The 16315-nt window shown below is 41.6% G+C and carries 16 protein-coding genes; 8 read left to right on the top strand and 8 right to left on the bottom strand.

Going from position 1 to position 16315, the window contains the following annotated elements; all coding sequences use genetic code 11:
- The first annotated feature begins 33 nt into the window (after window positions 1–33).
- Window positions 34–1587: a fatty acid--CoA ligase family protein gene (locus tag KFQ09_RS04535; RefSeq protein WP_255836061.1), complete on the top strand. Its 1554-nt coding sequence runs from the start codon at window positions 34–36 to the stop codon at window positions 1585–1587.
- 193 nt (window positions 1588–1780) lie between these two features.
- On the opposite strand, the gene KFQ09_RS04530 is transcribed toward KFQ09_RS04535, so the two are convergent.
- Complete coding sequence (locus KFQ09_RS04530) at window positions 1781–2197, bottom strand: YhfM domain-containing protein (RefSeq protein ID WP_113747670.1); 417 nt, start codon at window positions 2195–2197, stop codon at window positions 1781–1783.
- 177 nt (window positions 2198–2374) lie between these two features.
- Between KFQ09_RS04530 and KFQ09_RS04525 the strand changes: the two genes are divergently transcribed.
- Window positions 2375–3658 carry a M48 family metallopeptidase gene (locus tag KFQ09_RS04525; RefSeq protein ID WP_255836060.1) on the top strand — a complete coding sequence of 428 codons (1284 nt, stop codon included), beginning with the start codon at window positions 2375–2377 and terminating at the stop codon, window positions 3656–3658.
- A 46-nt stretch (window positions 3659–3704) separates the two neighbouring features.
- Here the strand turns inward: KFQ09_RS04525 and KFQ09_RS04520 are convergent, their stop codons facing one another.
- The 4 genes from KFQ09_RS04520 to KFQ09_RS04505 form a co-directional block, all read right to left on the bottom strand.
- Window positions 3705–4856, bottom strand: coding sequence for a serine alkaline protease SapB (locus KFQ09_RS04520; RefSeq protein WP_019743331.1), 1152 nt, complete (start codon window positions 4854–4856; stop codon window positions 3705–3707).
- 380 nt (window positions 4857–5236) lie between these two features.
- Window positions 5237–5821, bottom strand: coding sequence for a histidine phosphatase family protein (locus KFQ09_RS04515; RefSeq protein WP_007497198.1), 585 nt, complete (start codon window positions 5819–5821; stop codon window positions 5237–5239).
- 61 nt (window positions 5822–5882) lie between these two features.
- On the bottom strand, window positions 5883–7244 hold the full coding sequence (locus KFQ09_RS04510) for a globin-coupled sensor protein (protein WP_370539267.1): 1362 nt from the start codon (window positions 7242–7244) through the stop codon (window positions 5883–5885).
- A gap of 25 nt (window positions 7245–7269) precedes the next feature.
- Window positions 7270–8802 (bottom strand): FAD-dependent oxidoreductase, encoded by a 1533-nt coding sequence (locus KFQ09_RS04505; protein ID WP_008348809.1) that lies wholly within the window; start codon window positions 8800–8802, stop codon window positions 7270–7272.
- Between the two features lie 142 nt (window positions 8803–8944).
- Between KFQ09_RS04505 and KFQ09_RS04500 the strand changes: the two genes are divergently transcribed.
- Window positions 8945–9805, top strand: coding sequence for an SDR family oxidoreductase (locus tag KFQ09_RS04500; RefSeq protein ID WP_008348806.1), 861 nt, complete (start codon window positions 8945–8947; stop codon window positions 9803–9805).
- Between the two features lie 58 nt (window positions 9806–9863).
- On the opposite strand, the gene KFQ09_RS04495 is transcribed toward KFQ09_RS04500, so the two are convergent.
- On the bottom strand, window positions 9864–10100 hold the full coding sequence (locus tag KFQ09_RS04495) for an IDEAL domain-containing protein (RefSeq protein WP_008348804.1): 237 nt from the start codon (window positions 10098–10100) through the stop codon (window positions 9864–9866).
- A 289-nt stretch (window positions 10101–10389) separates the two neighbouring features.
- Here KFQ09_RS04495 and KFQ09_RS04490 point away from each other — a divergent pair, with 289 nt between their 5' ends.
- The 3 genes from KFQ09_RS04490 (at window position 10390) to KFQ09_RS04480 (ending at window position 13088) form a co-directional block, all read left to right on the top strand.
- The gene (locus KFQ09_RS04490; protein ID WP_017366958.1) at window positions 10390–10968 is read left to right on the top strand and encodes a competence protein ComK; all 579 of its coding nucleotides are present in this window, start codon (window positions 10390–10392) and stop codon (window positions 10966–10968) included.
- Window positions 10969–11111: 143 nt separating this feature from the next.
- On the top strand, window positions 11112–12218 hold the full coding sequence (locus KFQ09_RS04485) for a D-TA family PLP-dependent enzyme (RefSeq protein ID WP_255836059.1): 1107 nt from the start codon (window positions 11112–11114) through the stop codon (window positions 12216–12218).
- Between the two features lie 387 nt (window positions 12219–12605).
- Window positions 12606–13088 (top strand): hypothetical protein, encoded by a 483-nt coding sequence (locus KFQ09_RS04480; RefSeq protein WP_255836058.1) that lies wholly within the window; start codon window positions 12606–12608, stop codon window positions 13086–13088.
- A gap of 30 nt (window positions 13089–13118) precedes the next feature.
- On the opposite strand, the gene KFQ09_RS04475 is transcribed toward KFQ09_RS04480, so the two are convergent.
- Window positions 13119–14234, bottom strand: coding sequence for an aminotransferase-like domain-containing protein (locus KFQ09_RS04475; protein WP_255836057.1), 1116 nt, complete (start codon window positions 14232–14234; stop codon window positions 13119–13121).
- 29 nt (window positions 14235–14263) lie between these two features.
- Window positions 14264–14557 (bottom strand): GntR family transcriptional regulator, encoded by a 294-nt coding sequence (locus tag KFQ09_RS04470; RefSeq protein WP_255836056.1) that lies wholly within the window; start codon window positions 14555–14557, stop codon window positions 14264–14266.
- 143 nt (window positions 14558–14700) lie between these two features.
- Here KFQ09_RS04470 and KFQ09_RS04465 point away from each other — a divergent pair, with 143 nt between their 5' ends.
- Together KFQ09_RS04465 and KFQ09_RS04460 are read left to right on the top strand one after the other, a co-directional pair.
- Window positions 14701–15870, top strand: a complete 1170-nt coding sequence (locus tag KFQ09_RS04465; protein WP_017360232.1) for an MFS transporter — start codon at window positions 14701–14703, stop codon at window positions 15868–15870.
- A 62-nt stretch (window positions 15871–15932) separates the two neighbouring features.
- Window positions 15933–16211, top strand: coding sequence for a barstar family protein (locus KFQ09_RS04460; RefSeq protein WP_255836055.1), 279 nt, complete (start codon window positions 15933–15935; stop codon window positions 16209–16211).
- The last annotated feature ends 104 nt before the right edge of the window (window positions 16212–16315 follow it).

Below are 16315 nucleotides of genomic sequence, written 5' to 3'. Positions count from 1 at the left end.
TTCATTCATTGATGAAGTATAAGGGGTGGGAGAATGGATTTGATCAAAAATCTTGAGCAGACTGCGATGACCAAGGGAGAGAACGTCGCACTGATCTTTGAAGGGAACAAGTGGACCTATCAAGAACTGATGACAAGTATCGAACGTTTTGCAGATGGTTTAGTGAGCGAAGGGTTTCAAGCGGGAGATCATATCGCGCTGATTTTAGGAAATTCACCGCATTTTGTGATTTCATTTTTTGGTGCATTAAAGGCAGGACTTGTTGTTGTACCTGTCAATCCAACATATACGCCAAGTGAAATCGGCTATATGCTGGTCACTGGTGATGTAAAAGGGATTGTTGCACCGGATCAGCTTCTGCCGATATACGAGCAGGTGTATGAACAGCTTCCAGCTATTGAACGAGTCATTATTTGTGCACAAAATGAATCTGCGTGCAGGTCAAGTTTAAAAGAAGTATCTGATCGTCTTGTTTTCTTCGGAAAGCTTGTGTCTGGAGATGCGCCGGAAACTGAGCATCCTTCCATAAAACCTGACGATACGGCCGTTATTTTATTTACATCTGGCACAACAGGAAAACCAAAAGGGGCAATGCTCACTCATGTTAACCTATATTCAAATGCAAGAGACATTGCGGAGTACCTGTCAATTGATGAGAAGGACAAGGTGATTGCTGCTTTGCCGATGTTCCATGTGTTTTGTTTGACCGTCTGTATGAATGCCCCTTTGATTCATGGAGCGACCATCTATGTCCTGCCGCATTTCAGCCCATCAGAGCTTTTACGAATGATGGAGAAAGAAAAACCAACGCTATTTGTTGGTGTTCCAACCATGTATAACTATTTATATCGTCAGGACGGTCATGAGGAAGCGATGAAGTCGGTGAGGATTTGTATATCAGGCGGTGCGTCCATGCCTGTTGCTTTACTTCACGGTTTTGAAGAAAAGTTCGGTGTCACGGTGCTAGAGGGCTATGGATTGTCAGAGGCTTCCCCAGTGACGGCATTCAATCCCCTTGATGGAAAAAGAAAACCAGGTTCAGTCGGAACTGATATTATGAATGTGAAAAATAAGATCGTGAATGAACTTGGAGAGGAAGTTGGACCAAACGAAGTCGGAGAATTGATTGCAAAAGGGCCAAACATTATGAAAGGCTATTATCAAATGCCAGAAGACACAGAAGCAGCACTGAAAGATGGCTGGCTGTACACAGGAGATTTGGCGAGAAGAGATGAAGACGGATATATTTATATCGTCGATCGAAAAAAGGATATGATTCTCGTTGGCGGGTATAATGTCTATCCAAGAGAAGTAGAAGAAGTGCTTTATCAACATGAAGCTGTAGCAGAAGCCGTTGTCATCGGTGTGCCCGATCCAAACACAGGAGAGGCTGTTGTCTGTTACATTTCCCCTAAGAAACATGCTCACATCAATCAAGAAGACATCATCACACATTGTTCACGCTATTTGGCAAAATATAAGCAGCCCCAAACGATCCATTTCATTGATGATATTCCAAAAAACACGACTGGTAAAATTTTAAGAAGAGCGCTAAAGGATAAGTACCAAGCAGAAACAAGTAAATAAAAAAAGAGTCTCTTCTTATGAAGAGTCTCCTCAGCGTGTAGACAAACCCTCGCATTCTTTGTCAGTCCTGCGCGCTTGGTTCACATTCGCTCCGCGCCTCCTAGACTGCAAAGGTTTTCTATCACGCTGAAAAGAAGACAAGGGGATAAAATCAAGTTCATTTTATCCCTTTGTCTACAATCTAGGGAGTCTCTTATGAAGAGTCTCCTTTTTGAATCGCTTCTTGTACCTGTTTTCGAAAGGAATTTGACTGTTTTTGATTTAATTCATAATAGGTGCCGTCTACTAAAAAAACAACTTGAGAGCGGTTGGTCCATAGCTGAAAAGAAGTGCCATTTGTCCGTCCGAACATGACCTTGGCGATATAATCTGGCTTTTTTACATTCTTTTTGAGATGGTTGCTTGTTTGTTTCCCTTTGTTTAATTGTTCAATTAGATCCTCAGTTGTATCTTTATCATCTATTTCATAAGAAATGGACTGGTTCGTCGGTGAAAGCAATAATTTCTCTGCTCGATTTTCATCGAAGATGTCACTTGTCCGGCTGAACACATAAAAGAAGGTAATCAGTAAAAGCCCAAAGATCACAATTCCTGCAAGGATTTTCTTCATGATGAACCTCCAACTCACTTTTTTATAGCTAGTTTCTCCGATTTTTGAACAGCATAATCATTTTTTTCACTCAAGCTTTTTCAGATAGGGCATGCTATGATGGAGCCACATGAGACAGGTTCTAAACAAAAACGTGCGTGATTACAATAGAGAGAGAAATGGAAAGGAGGCTGACCAGTGCGAGTACGCAAATGGGTAGCTCTTGCAACGGTAGCATACATATTGTACGGTCTTTTTATTTATTCTTACTTATTTCTAATGGGGGATTCATCTGTCCCTGACAGTGTGAAAGGGACAAGTGCAGACCCGCATACATTTATGACAAGCCATGAGCTTGTGATTAGTGGAAGTTACTCGAACATTCGTAACCTGTTGTACTTTATGACAATTCCTTTAGATTGGTATGTCTTTTTCCTTTTGCTCATTTCAGGGTTTTCAAGGAAATTAGCAGATTGGAGCTTGGCAGCAGCTCGTTTTCATCTTTTGAGCAAACTTGTGTATGTGTTTGTGCTGTCACTTTTGACGATGCTGATCACATTGCCAGTCAAGTGGGTGAGCTACCAGTTGTCCTTGTACTACGGTGTTTCAGCACAAAGCACGGCAAGCTGGCTAAAAGACCAAACGCTTGATTTTTGGATTCAATATCCGCTGCTTGTTCTATGCGCCATTGTGTTCTTTTGGCTCATTCAAAAGAAAAGGAAATATTGGTGGCTGTATGCTTGGTGTTTAACCGTTCCAGTTACACTGTTTCTCTTCTTTATACAGCCGGTCGTTATTGATCCACTCTACAATGATTTTTACCCATTGAAGGATCATGCGCTTGAGAAAAAGATATTAACCCTTGCAGAGAAAGCACACATTCCAGCAGATCATGTATATGAAGTCAACATGTCAGAGAAAACAAACACGATGAATGCTTACGTCACAGGAATTGGTGAAAATAAGCGTATTGTTTTGTGGGATACGACACTTCAAAAGCTGAAAGATCGTGAAATCTTATTTATCATGGCGCATGAGATGGGTCATTACGTGATGAAGCATGTATATATCGGTTTAGCAGGATATTTAGTGCTGTCTCTGGTTGGATTTTTTGCCATTGACCGTCTTTATTTTTCCCTTTACCAAAAAGGCGCTTCTCCATTTCGTCTGAAGGCACCATATGACGTTGCTGCTCTTCCGCTTCTTTTGATCATTGTATCTATGCTGTCATTTGTTGCTTCTCCTATTACAAATGCTGTGTCAAGACATCAAGAACGTGCAGCTGATGAATATGCTGTGAACTTGACAAAGGATGGAGAGGCGGGGATGACGTCATTTCAAAAGCTTGCAAAATCAGGGCTTTCCCAAGTCAATCCGCCACTTTTAGTGAAAATATTCCGCTATGGACACCCAACGATGATGGAGAGAATCATCGATATGGAAAAAGCGGCGAAAAAAGAGGAAATATCGAAAAAGCAATAAATAAAAAAATCCGGCTAACTGAGCCGGATTTTTTGTCACACGTATTTTAGTTAGAAGCTGCTTGAACGTTAATTAATCCTTTTCCATAATAGAACGAATTACCAAGCGGTGTTGCCGTATTTTCTAAGCGCTGACGAACCTGAGACGTTGATAGATTCGGATACTTAGAAAGGATAAGCGCTGCTGCTCCTGCTACATGAGGAGATGCCATTGATGTTCCCGTATAAGACGTATATCCACTGCTTGGTACTGTACTTAAAATCGATGTACCAGGTGCAGAAACATCTAATTCAGGACCTGCGCTAGAAGATGAGTTTCTGACATTGTTGCTGTTCACGTTGGCAACAGCAATCGTAGAGTCGTATTTTGCAGGATAGCCTACGGTGCTAGTAGAGCCAGTGGAACCTGAATTCCCTGCTGCGGCAACGACAACCACTCCGCGATTATTCGCTGTGTCTACAGCATTTTTAAGCGCTGTGGAGCCGTTTGGTCCGCCTAAGCTCATATTGATGACATCCATGTTATTGGCAACAGCCCATTCAATACCACTGATAATCCAGCTGTATTGTCCATCGCCGTAACGATCTAACACTTTAACGGCATACAAGGAGGCGCTTGGCGCAACCCCAAGAACACCAATCGTGTTATCAAGGGCAGCAATGGTTCCGGCTACGTGAGTTCCGTGTGATTGAAAGTCTTGTGTGGCATTTGGCTCTGAAGGGACGAAGCTAGCACCGCCTGCAACATTTAAGTCAGGGTGTGCGGCGTGGATTCCAGTATCAAGGACAGCTACTTTGACGTTAGCACCTTTATAACCTTGAGCGTGTACGGCTGGAGCTTTGATTTGAGGGATACCATAAGGGACGGTTTGTGCATATGCTTCTGCTTTGTGGTCTTCTTCTACATAAGCAATGCTAGGGTCGTGTTCAAGTTTTTTTGCGGCTTGTTCAGACATCTTCACTTGTGCAGCATTAATGAGGCGGTATTGTTTTTCTAATTTCCCACCATTTTGTGTAACTGCTTGTTTCTTAGAGCTGTTTGTGGTGGCAGAAGCTTTAAAGCCAACGATATAGCTTTTTTCACTTTCTGACTTTGAGGCAGTCTCGGCATTTGCCATCGAGCCTCCAAACCCTGCTGAAAACAGAAGAGGGACAGCCAATAAAACACTTGTCATCACATTTTTCTTTTTCACGCACATTCCACATCCCTTTTTCTTATTTCAGAATAATCATCCGTAGTCTATTAGAATGATCCGTTTGATTATTCTGTATTTTCAGTTTAATAGAGATAGGCAAATAAGAGTAGACCCGAATTTTTGTGGAAGTCCTAGCGAAAAATAGGGAATTAAGTCGCTTGGAAATGATGGTAAAATATGTTTATTCTGTATTTCCAACGGTTTTCTATTAAAAAGGAATCGTGCTTTTTTTCTCATGATCCATTTGAGGATAAACATTCGATACCCGAAATGCCATAAAATAGGTAGAAAAGGCTATCATCTATTTCGAATTTCGATATAAAAAAATATTATTTTATCATTATTTTTGACATGAAAAAGAACCTGTTATGAAAACAGGTTCTTTAAGAAGGGGCAGATTGTGTTAAATGGCTGACCACGTTGTAATCGTTCACCTTCCATTCACCATCTGTCCATTCCACATAATTTAAGCAGGCATTCTCAAGTCTTGTATCCTTAATACCCATCTGTTCGTCAGCTAGTGAGGTGAGTAAGGCATGGATGGCAGCACCGTGTGCTACGATTAGTACCCGTTGATCTGGGTAGGTTGCTCTCACTTTTTCGATACCTTCTAGCATTCGATCTTGAAGTGCCGATAGTGGTTCCATATTTGGATACTGTTTATTTGGAAACAGTTTCTGACGTTCCTCAAATGACATGCCTTCAGCGTCGCCATAGTCACGTTCAATAAAATCGTCCATGATCACGAGCGGTGCATGTACATGCTGTAAAATCAAATGAGCTGTTTCTTTTGCCCTTGATAGCGGACTGGAAATGACAACATCCCAGTGGGCATCTTTTAAGTAAAGACCGGTTTGTTCCGCTTGCCATTTACCAGTGTCATTTAAAGGGATATCTGTTCGTCCTTGAATTCGTTTTGCTGCATTCCAATCGGTTTCTCCGTGTCTGACTAGGCAAATTGCTGTCAATCAAATCCCGCCTTTTCTATCTTTTCTTCTATTATACTAAAACAGAAGAAGAATGACTGGATCAGTGATTTGTCAGACTCGTTAAGGACTCGACCGAACTTGCCACTTGGGACACTGTTTGTTTGACTTCTTTCAATTCGTTTAGGAATGTTTGCAAATCTATTTCAATTTTTCCGTTTTGGTTTTTGCTTAAGTTCATGCTGCTGACGATATCATCGAATAGCGAGTTGATTTGGGTCATTTTTTCTTTACTGTCTGTCACAAGTAAATTCACATCAGCAATATGCTGTGACACAATGGCGATTTGTGAATTTGTGTTGTTGACGAGCTCAGATACAGTTGAAACCGTTTTCTTTGTATCCTCTGATAATTTGCGAACCTCGTTTGCAACGACAGCAAAGCCTTTGCCATGTTCACCTGCTCGAGCTGATTCGATTGAAGCGTTTAAAGATAGTAAATTCGTTTGCTCCGCAATACCTGTGACGATCCCAAAAATTTGTTCAATTTGTTTTGCAATTTCTTCTAAGCGTTTAATTTCTGTTTCAATCTTTGTCATACTGCCGTCAATTTGGTTCATTTGCGTCTGCTGAATTTCTAACTCTTTTTTACCGCCAATTGATTTCTCTTCAACTTGTGCTGAAATCTTTGTGCCAGCCTGTGACATATCCGCCATCTCATCAGATTTTGATACAAGTTTGTCCACTGCATTTGTTGTGTTTGAGAAGAGAGAAGCAAGTGAATTAGATGTTTCTGTAATTTTTGTATGAAGCTCTTTTTGCTGTAGTTCTGCTTCATCACGAACTTTAGAGTATTCATTTTGGAACGTATCTAGGACAAGCTGCTGCTCTAGATTTAAAATTTTCGTCGTCGCTTTCACTGCCGTCTGATATTCTTTGAAATCTTGGATATGCTGGGCAAATAAATCCATAATGGATAGCAATAGGTCTTGGAAGGCTGCCATATACCATTTAGGTTGAAGTCCAATTCTTAAATGAACTTGTGCAATTTTAATTCTTTTGGCCACATAAGATTCGTCAATCACACCGGCAAACATTTCACTAATATGAATGCGTAGTGTTTTCTTTAGACGCTCGACTGAGCTGTTATCTTGAATGATGTGCATCAAGGAAGACTCGACTTCTAGGTTTTTATAAAATTTATCGACGATATGTTCAATTTCATCTTGAACGATTGGATTCAGCTGTTTCAAGATAAAAAGGTCTTGCTGCGTCAAATCAATCATTTTAATTTGTTTGGCAATGTCCGTATTCTCCGGAAAATTGATTCGTTTTATCCCATCATCCTGCTGTGTGAAAAAAGCAGTGTTTTTCTTTTTACTCTCTTTTTTAAATAACAATGTGTTTGTCCCCCCATGATCATCAAAAATATCAGACTTTATGTTTTTTATCGGATAATATTGGATTTTTTAAAGGGGAAACAGTGAAATTTTACTGTTCTTTATATGACCTTTTTAGTGGTTTTTTCGCCGGACCTTCTACTACTTCTCCCGTAATGGAGAAACGAGACCCGTGACAAGGACAGTCCCACGTGCGGTCACTATTATTCCACGCGACTTCACAGCCTAAATGAGTACAGGTTGTATCGACAAGAAAGATATCGCCGTCCTCTGACTTAAAAGCGCCACATTTTTTATGCTCATAAGACACAATCCCGCCTTCACCCGGTTTTAAATCATCAATTGTTTGATCAGCTCGCTTTAATTTACCGCTGATCAGCTTCGCTGCAACATTGGTGTTTTCTTTGATAAAGTCTTTTACGAATGCGTCTGACACGAGTCTTGATGGAGTAAAGATGGATTCGTAAGGATTCGATTTTCCTTCGATCAAATCTCCGATCAGTGTTGCTGCTACGTGGCTAGTGGTCATGCCCCATTTTCTAAAGCCTGTTGCCACAAAAATATTCGAATGATGTGATGTCAGGCGGCCAATGTATGGGATTTGATCCATTGTGACCATATCATGCGTGGACCAGCGGTAAAGGACTTCCGTTATGCCAAGGGTCGCTTCACCAAACTTTTCTAGTGCTTCATAGTGTGCGGATTCATCTCCGCCTTGTCCGGTTTTATGGCCTTGTCCACCGATGAGCACGACGTCTTCTCCATGGAATTTTGCTGTTCTTAATGAATGGGCAGGCTGATCAATTCCTAAGTACATGCCGTCTGGAAGCGGTTTTTTTGTTTTGGCTGCGACGACATAAGATTGCTCAGGATGGATTCGCGTGAAATACAGTCCTTTGCCATCGTAAAAAGGAAAGTGTGAGCATGAAATGATAGAGCGCCCCATCAGATGATGGCCACTTTTTGTGATGACAGCAGGGTGTTTTCCTTCTTTTACATCGACTGCCGTTGTCTGTTCAAATATGCGCACGCCTCTGTCAATGAGCTGATCGATCAGTGCATGAAGATAATGAAGAGGATGAAATTGTGCCTGCTGCGTCATGGCGAGGGCTGCCTTGATGCCAGCATCAAACGGGAGCGCTGTTTTCCATTCGCGATCGATACCGAGCTGTTTGTACGCATCTAATTCCTTCTTTAACTTTTTGACGCCGTTTTCTTCTGTTGTATAAAGATAAGCATCTTTTACCTCAAGATGACAATCAATGTCATACTCTTTCACACGTGCTTGGATGAGTTCCTTTGCTTTTTCATTTGCTTCTACATATAAACGGGCTTTCGGCATACCAATATGTTGAATCAGATCATGATAGTACACATCATGCTGGGAGGTAATTTTCGCTGTTGTATGTCCGGTGGTTCCTTGCAATACTTGATCAGCATCTATGATGATGACATCCAGTCCGCGTTCTGTCATTTCAAATGCAGTAGCGATACCGGTAATACCAGCACCGACAATGATGACATCTGCTGTAAGATCTTCGCTGACAGTAGGAAAAGAGGGCTTCTCACTATCAGCTAGCCATAATGACTTTGCTTGTTCCGATCCTTTATGTTCTTGTTCCATGTTGTCGCCTCCAGTCACTTGTTGTGTATAATTTTTCCACGATGCTGAAAATCATACATTTTAATGAAAACAAGAGCGAAATACATAAAAAAATGAGCAACACATAAAAATAAACGAGATAAAAAGGAAGGAGTGGTCTGACGTGTCAACAAAGCAGCCAAAGAAAACGTTACCGCCTCAGCATCAGAACGAACGTCCAGGACTTGAATATAAAATGAACCCTAGACCTATCTTTGATCGAGAGGTGCAAGGCAAAAAGCTGACAGGGAAAACGGCGATTGTCACAGGTGGAGACAGCGGGATTGGAAGAGCAGTATCTGTCTTATTTGCGAAAGAAGGAGCCAATGTAGCGATTGTTTATTTGAATGAACATCGTGATGCGGAAGAAACGAAGGACTATATTGAAAAAATGGGAGGTCGCGTTATCTTAATAGCAGGTGATCTAGGCGATGAAGCTTTTTCACACGAGGTCGTCAAACAAACAAAAGATGCTTTCGGTTCGATTGATATTTTGGTCAACAATGCAGGTGAACAGCATCCGCAAAAAAGCATTGAACAGATTACCTCTCACCAGCTTCTTCGGACATTTCAAACGAATATATTTGCCATGTTCTATTTAACAAAAGCGGTGCTCCCTCATTTAAAAAAAGGAAGCAGTATTATTAATACAGCATCGGTCACTGCTTATAAAGGTCATGAAACCTTAATTGATTATGCATCGACAAAAGGGGCGGTTGTAACGTTTACAAGATCATTATCTCTATCTCTTATCAAACAAGGGATTCGGGTAAATGGGGTAGCGCCTGGACCGATTTGGACACCGCTGATTCCATCCACATTTACGGAAAAGGAAGTGTCTGAATTTGGTGGTGATGTCCCAATGGAGCGGCCTGGTGAGCCAGTAGAGTTAGCACCGAGTTATTTATTTTTAGCGAGCGAAGACTCTTCTTATATGAATGGACAAATGATTCATGTGAATGGCGGAACCATATTAAATGGATAAAAACAAAAAACTTGCGGTAAAGAGACAAGTTTCTGTCTCTCTGCCGCAAGTAAAATCATCATGATTGATGTAAGCAGTGTTCTGCATATTGAGCTGACAGGTCATTAAAACGCTTTTCATCACGCTGATCTAGCGCCTTGTCAATCTCTTCTCTAAGGAAGGTTAAGCGCTGTTTATAAAGCGCCTCATCTAAAACCATTTGAATATAAATGTCTAAAATAGTAACGCCATTCTCTTCGGTTTTTTGGGTGTTGCGGGACTTCATGAGCTCAGCATACGTTTTTTTCTCTTTCATAAAGAATCCCCCCGATGCCTTTTTTATAGTATATGGATTGGCGGAGAAAAAATCAACAAGAATTTATAATTTTTAGACAATTTATTTTTGAGCCATATCGACACCACTTGTCCAGTCGACAAGATGCGATATATCTTTAAAAATGGCTTTTAGATAGATCGAATGTACTAAAAAACATGATAAAAAGATAATTTTAAATAAATATTGAAAAAATCCTGTCGTTTCTTATACGTTGGTGATAGATTAATAGTATCTAAAATAACCAAAAATTAACACAGGAGGAAATGAAGTGTCAGGAATTAGTGAAACACCATTAGATTCATACGTCATTAATCAAACAACAATGGCGGTCCTTCCGGTTGAAGAAGGAAAACGAGTATATTCAAAAGTGATCGAAAGAGAGACAAGCTTTTACGTTGAATTAAAGCCGCTGCAAATTATAGAACGCAGTTGCAGGTTCTTTGGCTCAAGCTATGCAGGCAGAAAAGCGGGAACATATGAAGTAACAGGTATTTCCCACAAGCCTCCCATCGTGATTGACTCATCCAATCATCTGTATTTCTTCCCAACCTATTCATCCAACCGCCCTCAATGCGGATGGATCTCCCACAAATACATTCATATCTTTCAGGAATCATCCCTCGGAGACACGGTTGTTACTTTTACAAATGAGCAATCGGTCAAATTAGATGTCTCATATAAGTCATTTGAGAGTCAGGTACACCGAACAGCGTATCTCCGAACGAAATTTCAAGATCGACTTGATGGAGGTCTTCCTAAGAAACAAGAATTTATGCTGTATCCAAAGGAACAGCAGCTCAACCTTGTGTATGATTTTATCTTAAGAGAACTTCGTAATCGTTATTAGTGAGAGACCAGCGGCAGACAGCCGCTGGACTGCTTACTCATCGTCATCACTTTTTTGCAGAAAAAACCATTGATTATCGTATAAAAAAATATATAATTTATCTATATCATATAATTTTTTATATAACGAAAGGGGTCATGGGGATGATGTATGAAGAACTGGATACGCCGGCACTACTCATTGATAAACGGGTGATGATGGAGAATGTAGTGGCGATGCAGCAATACGCAGACCGTCAGCATGTCAAATTGCGCCCTCATACGAAAACGCATAAAACGCCTGCACTTGCCAAGCTGCAGGAAGAGAAAGGTGCATCTGGCATTACGGTGGCGAAAGTAGGAGAGGCTGAAGTAATGGCAGCCCATGGGCTCAAGGATATTTTTATCGCCAATCAAATTGTAGGTGAGACTAAACTCAAGCGGATTCGTAAACTGGCAGAGTCGATACAGATTTCATTCGGTATAGATTGTGTTGAGCATGTGAAGCAGATTGAGCAAGTCTTTTGTGAATCAGAGAAAAAAGCGGAGGTTTTAATTGAGATAGAGGTTGGAGAGGGAAGGTCTGGTGTCATTGAAGAACGTGATTTCTGCCACATATTAGAGGCGATTCAAACAAGTGATGCCGTTCATTTAAAGGGGATTTTTTCTCATGATGGTCATACGTATCAAGCGGAAAGTAAAGCACATTGCCGGACATTATACAAGGAGGCTGTAAATCGAACACTCCGTTTTGCGCAGATTGCAGAAGAAGCTGGTATGCCGCTAGAGGTCGTCAGTATTGGATCAACACCGCCATTTTTATTTCAATTTGATATTCCAAAAGGAGTCACAGAAATACGGCCAGGCACATACATCTTGATGGATGCTTCCCAGTCCAATGTAATCGGCACATATTCACATTGTGCAGCATCTGTGCTGACGACGGTCATTAGTAAACCGACAGAGCGCCGGGTGATTACAGATGTAGGGGCCAAGGGGCTGACGGCACAAACACGTACAAAAGGGCTGACGAAAACAGAGGGCTTAGGCAAAGTGAAAGAATATGATGATGTATTTGTTTCAAGCGTATTTGACGAGCATGCCATTATCTATCATGAAGGCTTTCGTCAAAGTGTACAGATCGGTGAGAAGGTGCAAATTATTCCGAATCACATCTGTCCTGCTGTGAATCTTCATGAAAAAGCATACCTCATTCAAGATGATGAAGTGGTAGAAAAGCTGGAGATTGCTTGTAAAGGAAAGCTGCAATAAATTGGTAGGGTCATAGAGGGTGTTGCCGCTATGCAGAGCAGAATATAAGGCAGCTTCCATTCTAAGAAAGATCATCATTTTGAAATCCATACATCTAAGGAAAAGGCGCCGAAAGGGGTCTTTTTTATTTGAGAAAAAATGACGAAGATGAAATAGATTGAAACCAAATGTGCCTCTCTCGTCGTCTATTGACTGTATCATCATGAAATGGCAGGGAAATGTGAACCATTAGAAGGATTTTCATTCATTTCCGCATAAATCACAGAAGTGATACATGCGGTCTGTTACAATAAAAATAAGTCATTTCTTGCAAGGTGTTCGTATGAGGTAAAAGTTGATCATATTTGACCGATATGAACAAATGGGAAAGAGAAATGGGGGCCGTGTATGAAAAAACGATGGCATTTGATGCTGCTATTTACCGTGACAGTGACACTACTCACGGCCTGCAATCAAGCAGGTCAGCCGCCTTCAAAACAAAACACAAAAGAAGCTGCGTATGAACAATGGGTTCAGCGTTATATGGATGAGTTAAATGAAGCATATGAACACATGACCGATCAATTTATTTCGGATGGACATGGAAAAATTCAAGTCAATGAAAAATTGACAAAAGCGACGAAAGCATTCGACCGTGTCATTCAACAAGGGCTTACTCATCAAGAAGTGCCAGCTGTGTATCAAAAGGCAGACAAACAATTAAAGACAGGTCTTGCTTCATTTGAAAAAGGAATGAGCAAGGTAGAGCAGCTGTTGAAGCGTCCTGATCAAGAAAAGCTGTTTATGTCAGCCACTCAATATTTTCAAGATGGATTGCAAGAGACAGCCTCTTTCATTGAAGAAGTAGGAAACGTTCAGCAATCACAATGAAAAGCCTGGAAGAGAGACTTCCAGGCTTTTTTAGATGTGCAGTGTTTGCTTTAATCGGCGTACACCTTCTTGAATCATGGCTTCATCCGTACAGGCAAAACCAAGCAGCAACCCTTTCCTTTTGCTTTCATAACAATAGGGGCTTAATGGATAAATGCCGACACCTGCCGCTTTTGCGGCCTCAATCGTACCTTGTTCATCAAAGTCTGATGTTCCTTCCAAAAAGACGTGAAGGCCTGTATCGGTTCCATATAAACGGAAGTGTTTGTCAAAGTGATGTGTCAAAAGAGCATCCATCATCGCTGCCTGCCGTTTTTTATACACCTGTCTCATCCGCCTGACATATCGCGTAAACTCGCCTTCTCTGAAAAAAGAGGCAAGAGTGATTTGCTCCATGATCGGCAGCTGTCTTTGAATAAGTGATTGCAGTGCAGCGATTTCTTTGATGACTGCTTTGGAGCCGATGATGGCAGCAAGGCGGATGCCTGGTGCAAGCACCTTGGAAAAACTGACAATATAGATCACATGATCGGGTGCTTCTGAAAATAAAGAAGGAAGCGGTCCGCCATGATAACGATAATCCCCATCAAAATCATCTTCTAATATGTAAGATTGAGCCTTCGCAGCAAACTGCAGCAGCTCCCGTCTTCTATTGACGCTCATACAGACACCGGTTGGCCGCTGATGAGAGGGCGTTACAGCGATCAGCTTTGTACGTTCTGGCAATGTATTCACCATCATTCCTTCTTCATCGACTGGTGCGGGGTAAATATTCATTTCGCGATGTAAAAAGGACAACCTAGCTCCAGGAAAACCAGGATCTTCAACAGCGACTGTATCTCCTTTTTTGAGCATGACTTGTGAAATTAAGTCAATGGCTTGCTGTGTGCCCCCTGTTAACACCATTTGGTCTTCTTCTATATCAATGCCGCGTTCAACCGATAAGTATTGGCGAATTTCTGAACGCACTTCCCATAATCCATGCGGAGAAGAATAGCCCCAATCTTTCATATTTAAGCGCTGTAATGCTTTTAGAAGCGAGCGTTTCCATATGTTTTGAAAATGGTCGTCGATGGCTGGTTCTTGATGGCGGAAATCAATCTCAAGTGTGTCATGAAATTGATTGGCCGAGAGCCAGTGATCCATTTGTTTTTCAGCCTCGTCAAAGTGAGGTCTTATCGGAAGTGCAAAAGGCGGTTCGTTTTGATGTGGGGAGAAGCAGCATAGTGATTACTTGAAATGACCTTTGTCCCGCCTCTTCTAGAGGTGCTGACATAGCCTCTTGCTAGCAGTTCATCATAGGCAAGCTGTACGGTGGATCGAGATACGTTGAGCTCTTGTGCTAATACTCTTGTCGGAGTCAACTGATCATCAGGATTCAGTGTGTTTGTATGAATTTTTTGAATGATGCCATTGACGATTTGCTGCCAGAGCGGGGTAGAGCTGGAACGGTCTAAATGAATGTACACAGTGCACCTTCTTTTCTTTGTCATGTCATCATTGATGATGACATGGAATTATGGACTGGTCAATAGCTTCATTTTTGGATGTGGGAAGAAATCCAAATGATGTGTACACTGGTTCATATCATTTACACAGAGGAGAGAGTCCCATGATTCCTGCATCAAAAGAAGAAACAGCACAGCTATCCATGATTCCGTTTGTGTTCGTTTTATTTAGCCTTTTTATGATTACAACAGCAGTGAACCTGCAAGTCCCTCTTTATACGGAATATGCAGAGCAGGCAGGATACGGAAAGGCGTCAACAGCCCTTGTGTTTGCTGCGTATGTTTTCGGACTGATTCCAGTATTACTGTTACTTGGCGGCATGTCTGACCGGGCTGGACGAAAACCGATTTTATTGATCGCACTTTGCTTTTCATTATGTGCCACCCTGCTCATGATCGTGCATCCGACCATCCAAATGCTCTTTGTCGCCCGGCTGCTGCAAGGAGTGGGACTTGGGTTAAGTGTTGGCACATGTACTGCCTACTTGATTGCTTTATATCCAGAGAAATCGGGCTGGATCCCAACGTTTATCGCATTATGCAGTTCAATTGGATTTGGTGGAGGTGCTCTTTTTACAGCGATTCTTTCTTTTGAGCAAGTGTCACTGACGCCTCTTAGCTATTGGATTGTGTTGGTCTTGATTATGTTGACGATTGTTGCTGTATTCTTTTTGGTGCCGCCTGTACAAGGGGATGCAAGTAAACCGCTCATGAACATGCCGAGGTTTCCAAAAGGGACAATGCCTGCGAACATAGCCATTGCTATCGCATGGTCTGTGTGCGGTCTTGTCATTTCGATTTTGCCAGCACAGCTTAAATTAAATGGCTATGAATTGTGGGTAGGCCCGGCGCTGTTTTTTATTAATATGGCAGGTGTTCTGATGCAGCCTTTTGTCCGAAAGATGAATAGCAGTGCAGCGCTTCGTATCGGTTTTATTTGTCTTCCGTGCGGATATGGCCTGCTGTTATTCGGTGCTAATAGCGGGTCTATATTCCTTGTCCTTGCTGGAACTCTTTTAGCGGGCACAGCTTGCTATGGATTTACTTACTTAGGCGGTCTCCAGCTGATTGTTGAGAAAGGGAAGAAGGAAGCGGCTAGAGCCGTTGCTGGATATTACTTGTTTGCGTATCTAGGTCTTGGCATACCAAGTGTGTTCGTTGGTCTCTTTGCTGATATGTACGGTACTCAGACAGTGTTAACGCTCTTTTTCATGCTCGTGCTGGCAGCCTGTCTGATCTTGTTTAGTTTAAGTTTCAGAGAGAGGCAAAAGTGAAATGGATTCTTTCTCTTTCCTCTCCAATTCGTTTAAAATAAAGACAGAAGAGGGGGAGGGAAATGAAAAAAGTACAGCTAAATGGAGCGATGTGCAGATCACAAGAGGAGCTTCATGATCAACTAAAAACAGTGTTACAACTTCCTGATCATTACGGGAAAAATCTTGATGCCCTTTGGGACTGTTTAACAGGAGAAGTGAGCTTGCCTATAGAGCTGACATGGATTCATTATCAAGCAAGCAAAGACGAGCTTGGTGATTATGCAGAGAATTTGCGGCAGTTATTTCAAGAGGCTGAAGAGGAACTGCAAGGGCAGTTTCAATTGAATATTGAAGTGTAAAAAAGCAGCTGATCCTAAAAGCTGTTTTTTTATGCAGTTTTCACCCTTTCTCATTCTACTATTGAATATTTCACTAAATATGATAATATATGAACTGCCGTTAA

Source organism: Bacillus sp. FS02 (assembly GCF_024398395.1).
GTDB lineage: Bacteria > Bacillota > Bacilli > Bacillales > Bacillaceae > Bacillus > Bacillus altitudinis.
Note: the sequence above shows the minus strand (reverse complement) of the source record. Positions and strands in the feature narration are given on the sequence as shown.

What these genes read in the sequence shown, in the direction of transcription:
- KFQ09_RS04495 (WP_008348804.1), bottom strand. Translation starts at nt 10,100, where the DNA reads ATGAAAGAGAAAAAAACGTATGCTGAGCTCATGAAGTCCCGCAACACC.
- KFQ09_RS04535 (WP_255836061.1), top strand. Translation starts at nt 34, where the DNA reads ATGGATTTGATCAAAAATCTTGAGCAGACTGCGATGACCAAGGGAGAG.
- KFQ09_RS04475 (WP_255836057.1), bottom strand. Translation starts at nt 14,234, where the DNA reads ATGGATCACTGGCTCTCGGCCAATCAATTTCATGACACACTTGAGATT.
- KFQ09_RS04520 (WP_019743331.1), bottom strand. Translation starts at nt 4,856, where the DNA reads ATGTGCGTGAAAAAGAAAAATGTGATGACAAGTGTTTTATTGGCTGTC.
- KFQ09_RS04465 (WP_017360232.1), top strand. Translation starts at nt 14,701, where the DNA reads ATGATTCCTGCATCAAAAGAAGAAACAGCACAGCTATCCATGATTCCG.
- KFQ09_RS04460 (WP_255836055.1), top strand. Translation starts at nt 15,933, where the DNA reads ATGAAAAAAGTACAGCTAAATGGAGCGATGTGCAGATCACAAGAGGAG.
- KFQ09_RS04480 (WP_255836058.1), top strand. Translation starts at nt 12,606, where the DNA reads ATGAAAAAACGATGGCATTTGATGCTGCTATTTACCGTGACAGTGACA.
- KFQ09_RS04505 (WP_008348809.1), bottom strand. Translation starts at nt 8,802, where the DNA reads ATGGAACAAGAACATAAAGGATCGGAACAAGCAAAGTCATTATGGCTA.
- KFQ09_RS04530 (WP_113747670.1), bottom strand. Translation starts at nt 2,197, where the DNA reads ATGAAGAAAATCCTTGCAGGAATTGTGATCTTTGGGCTTTTACTGATT.
- KFQ09_RS04485 (WP_255836059.1), top strand. Translation starts at nt 11,112, where the DNA reads ATGATGTATGAAGAACTGGATACGCCGGCACTACTCATTGATAAACGG.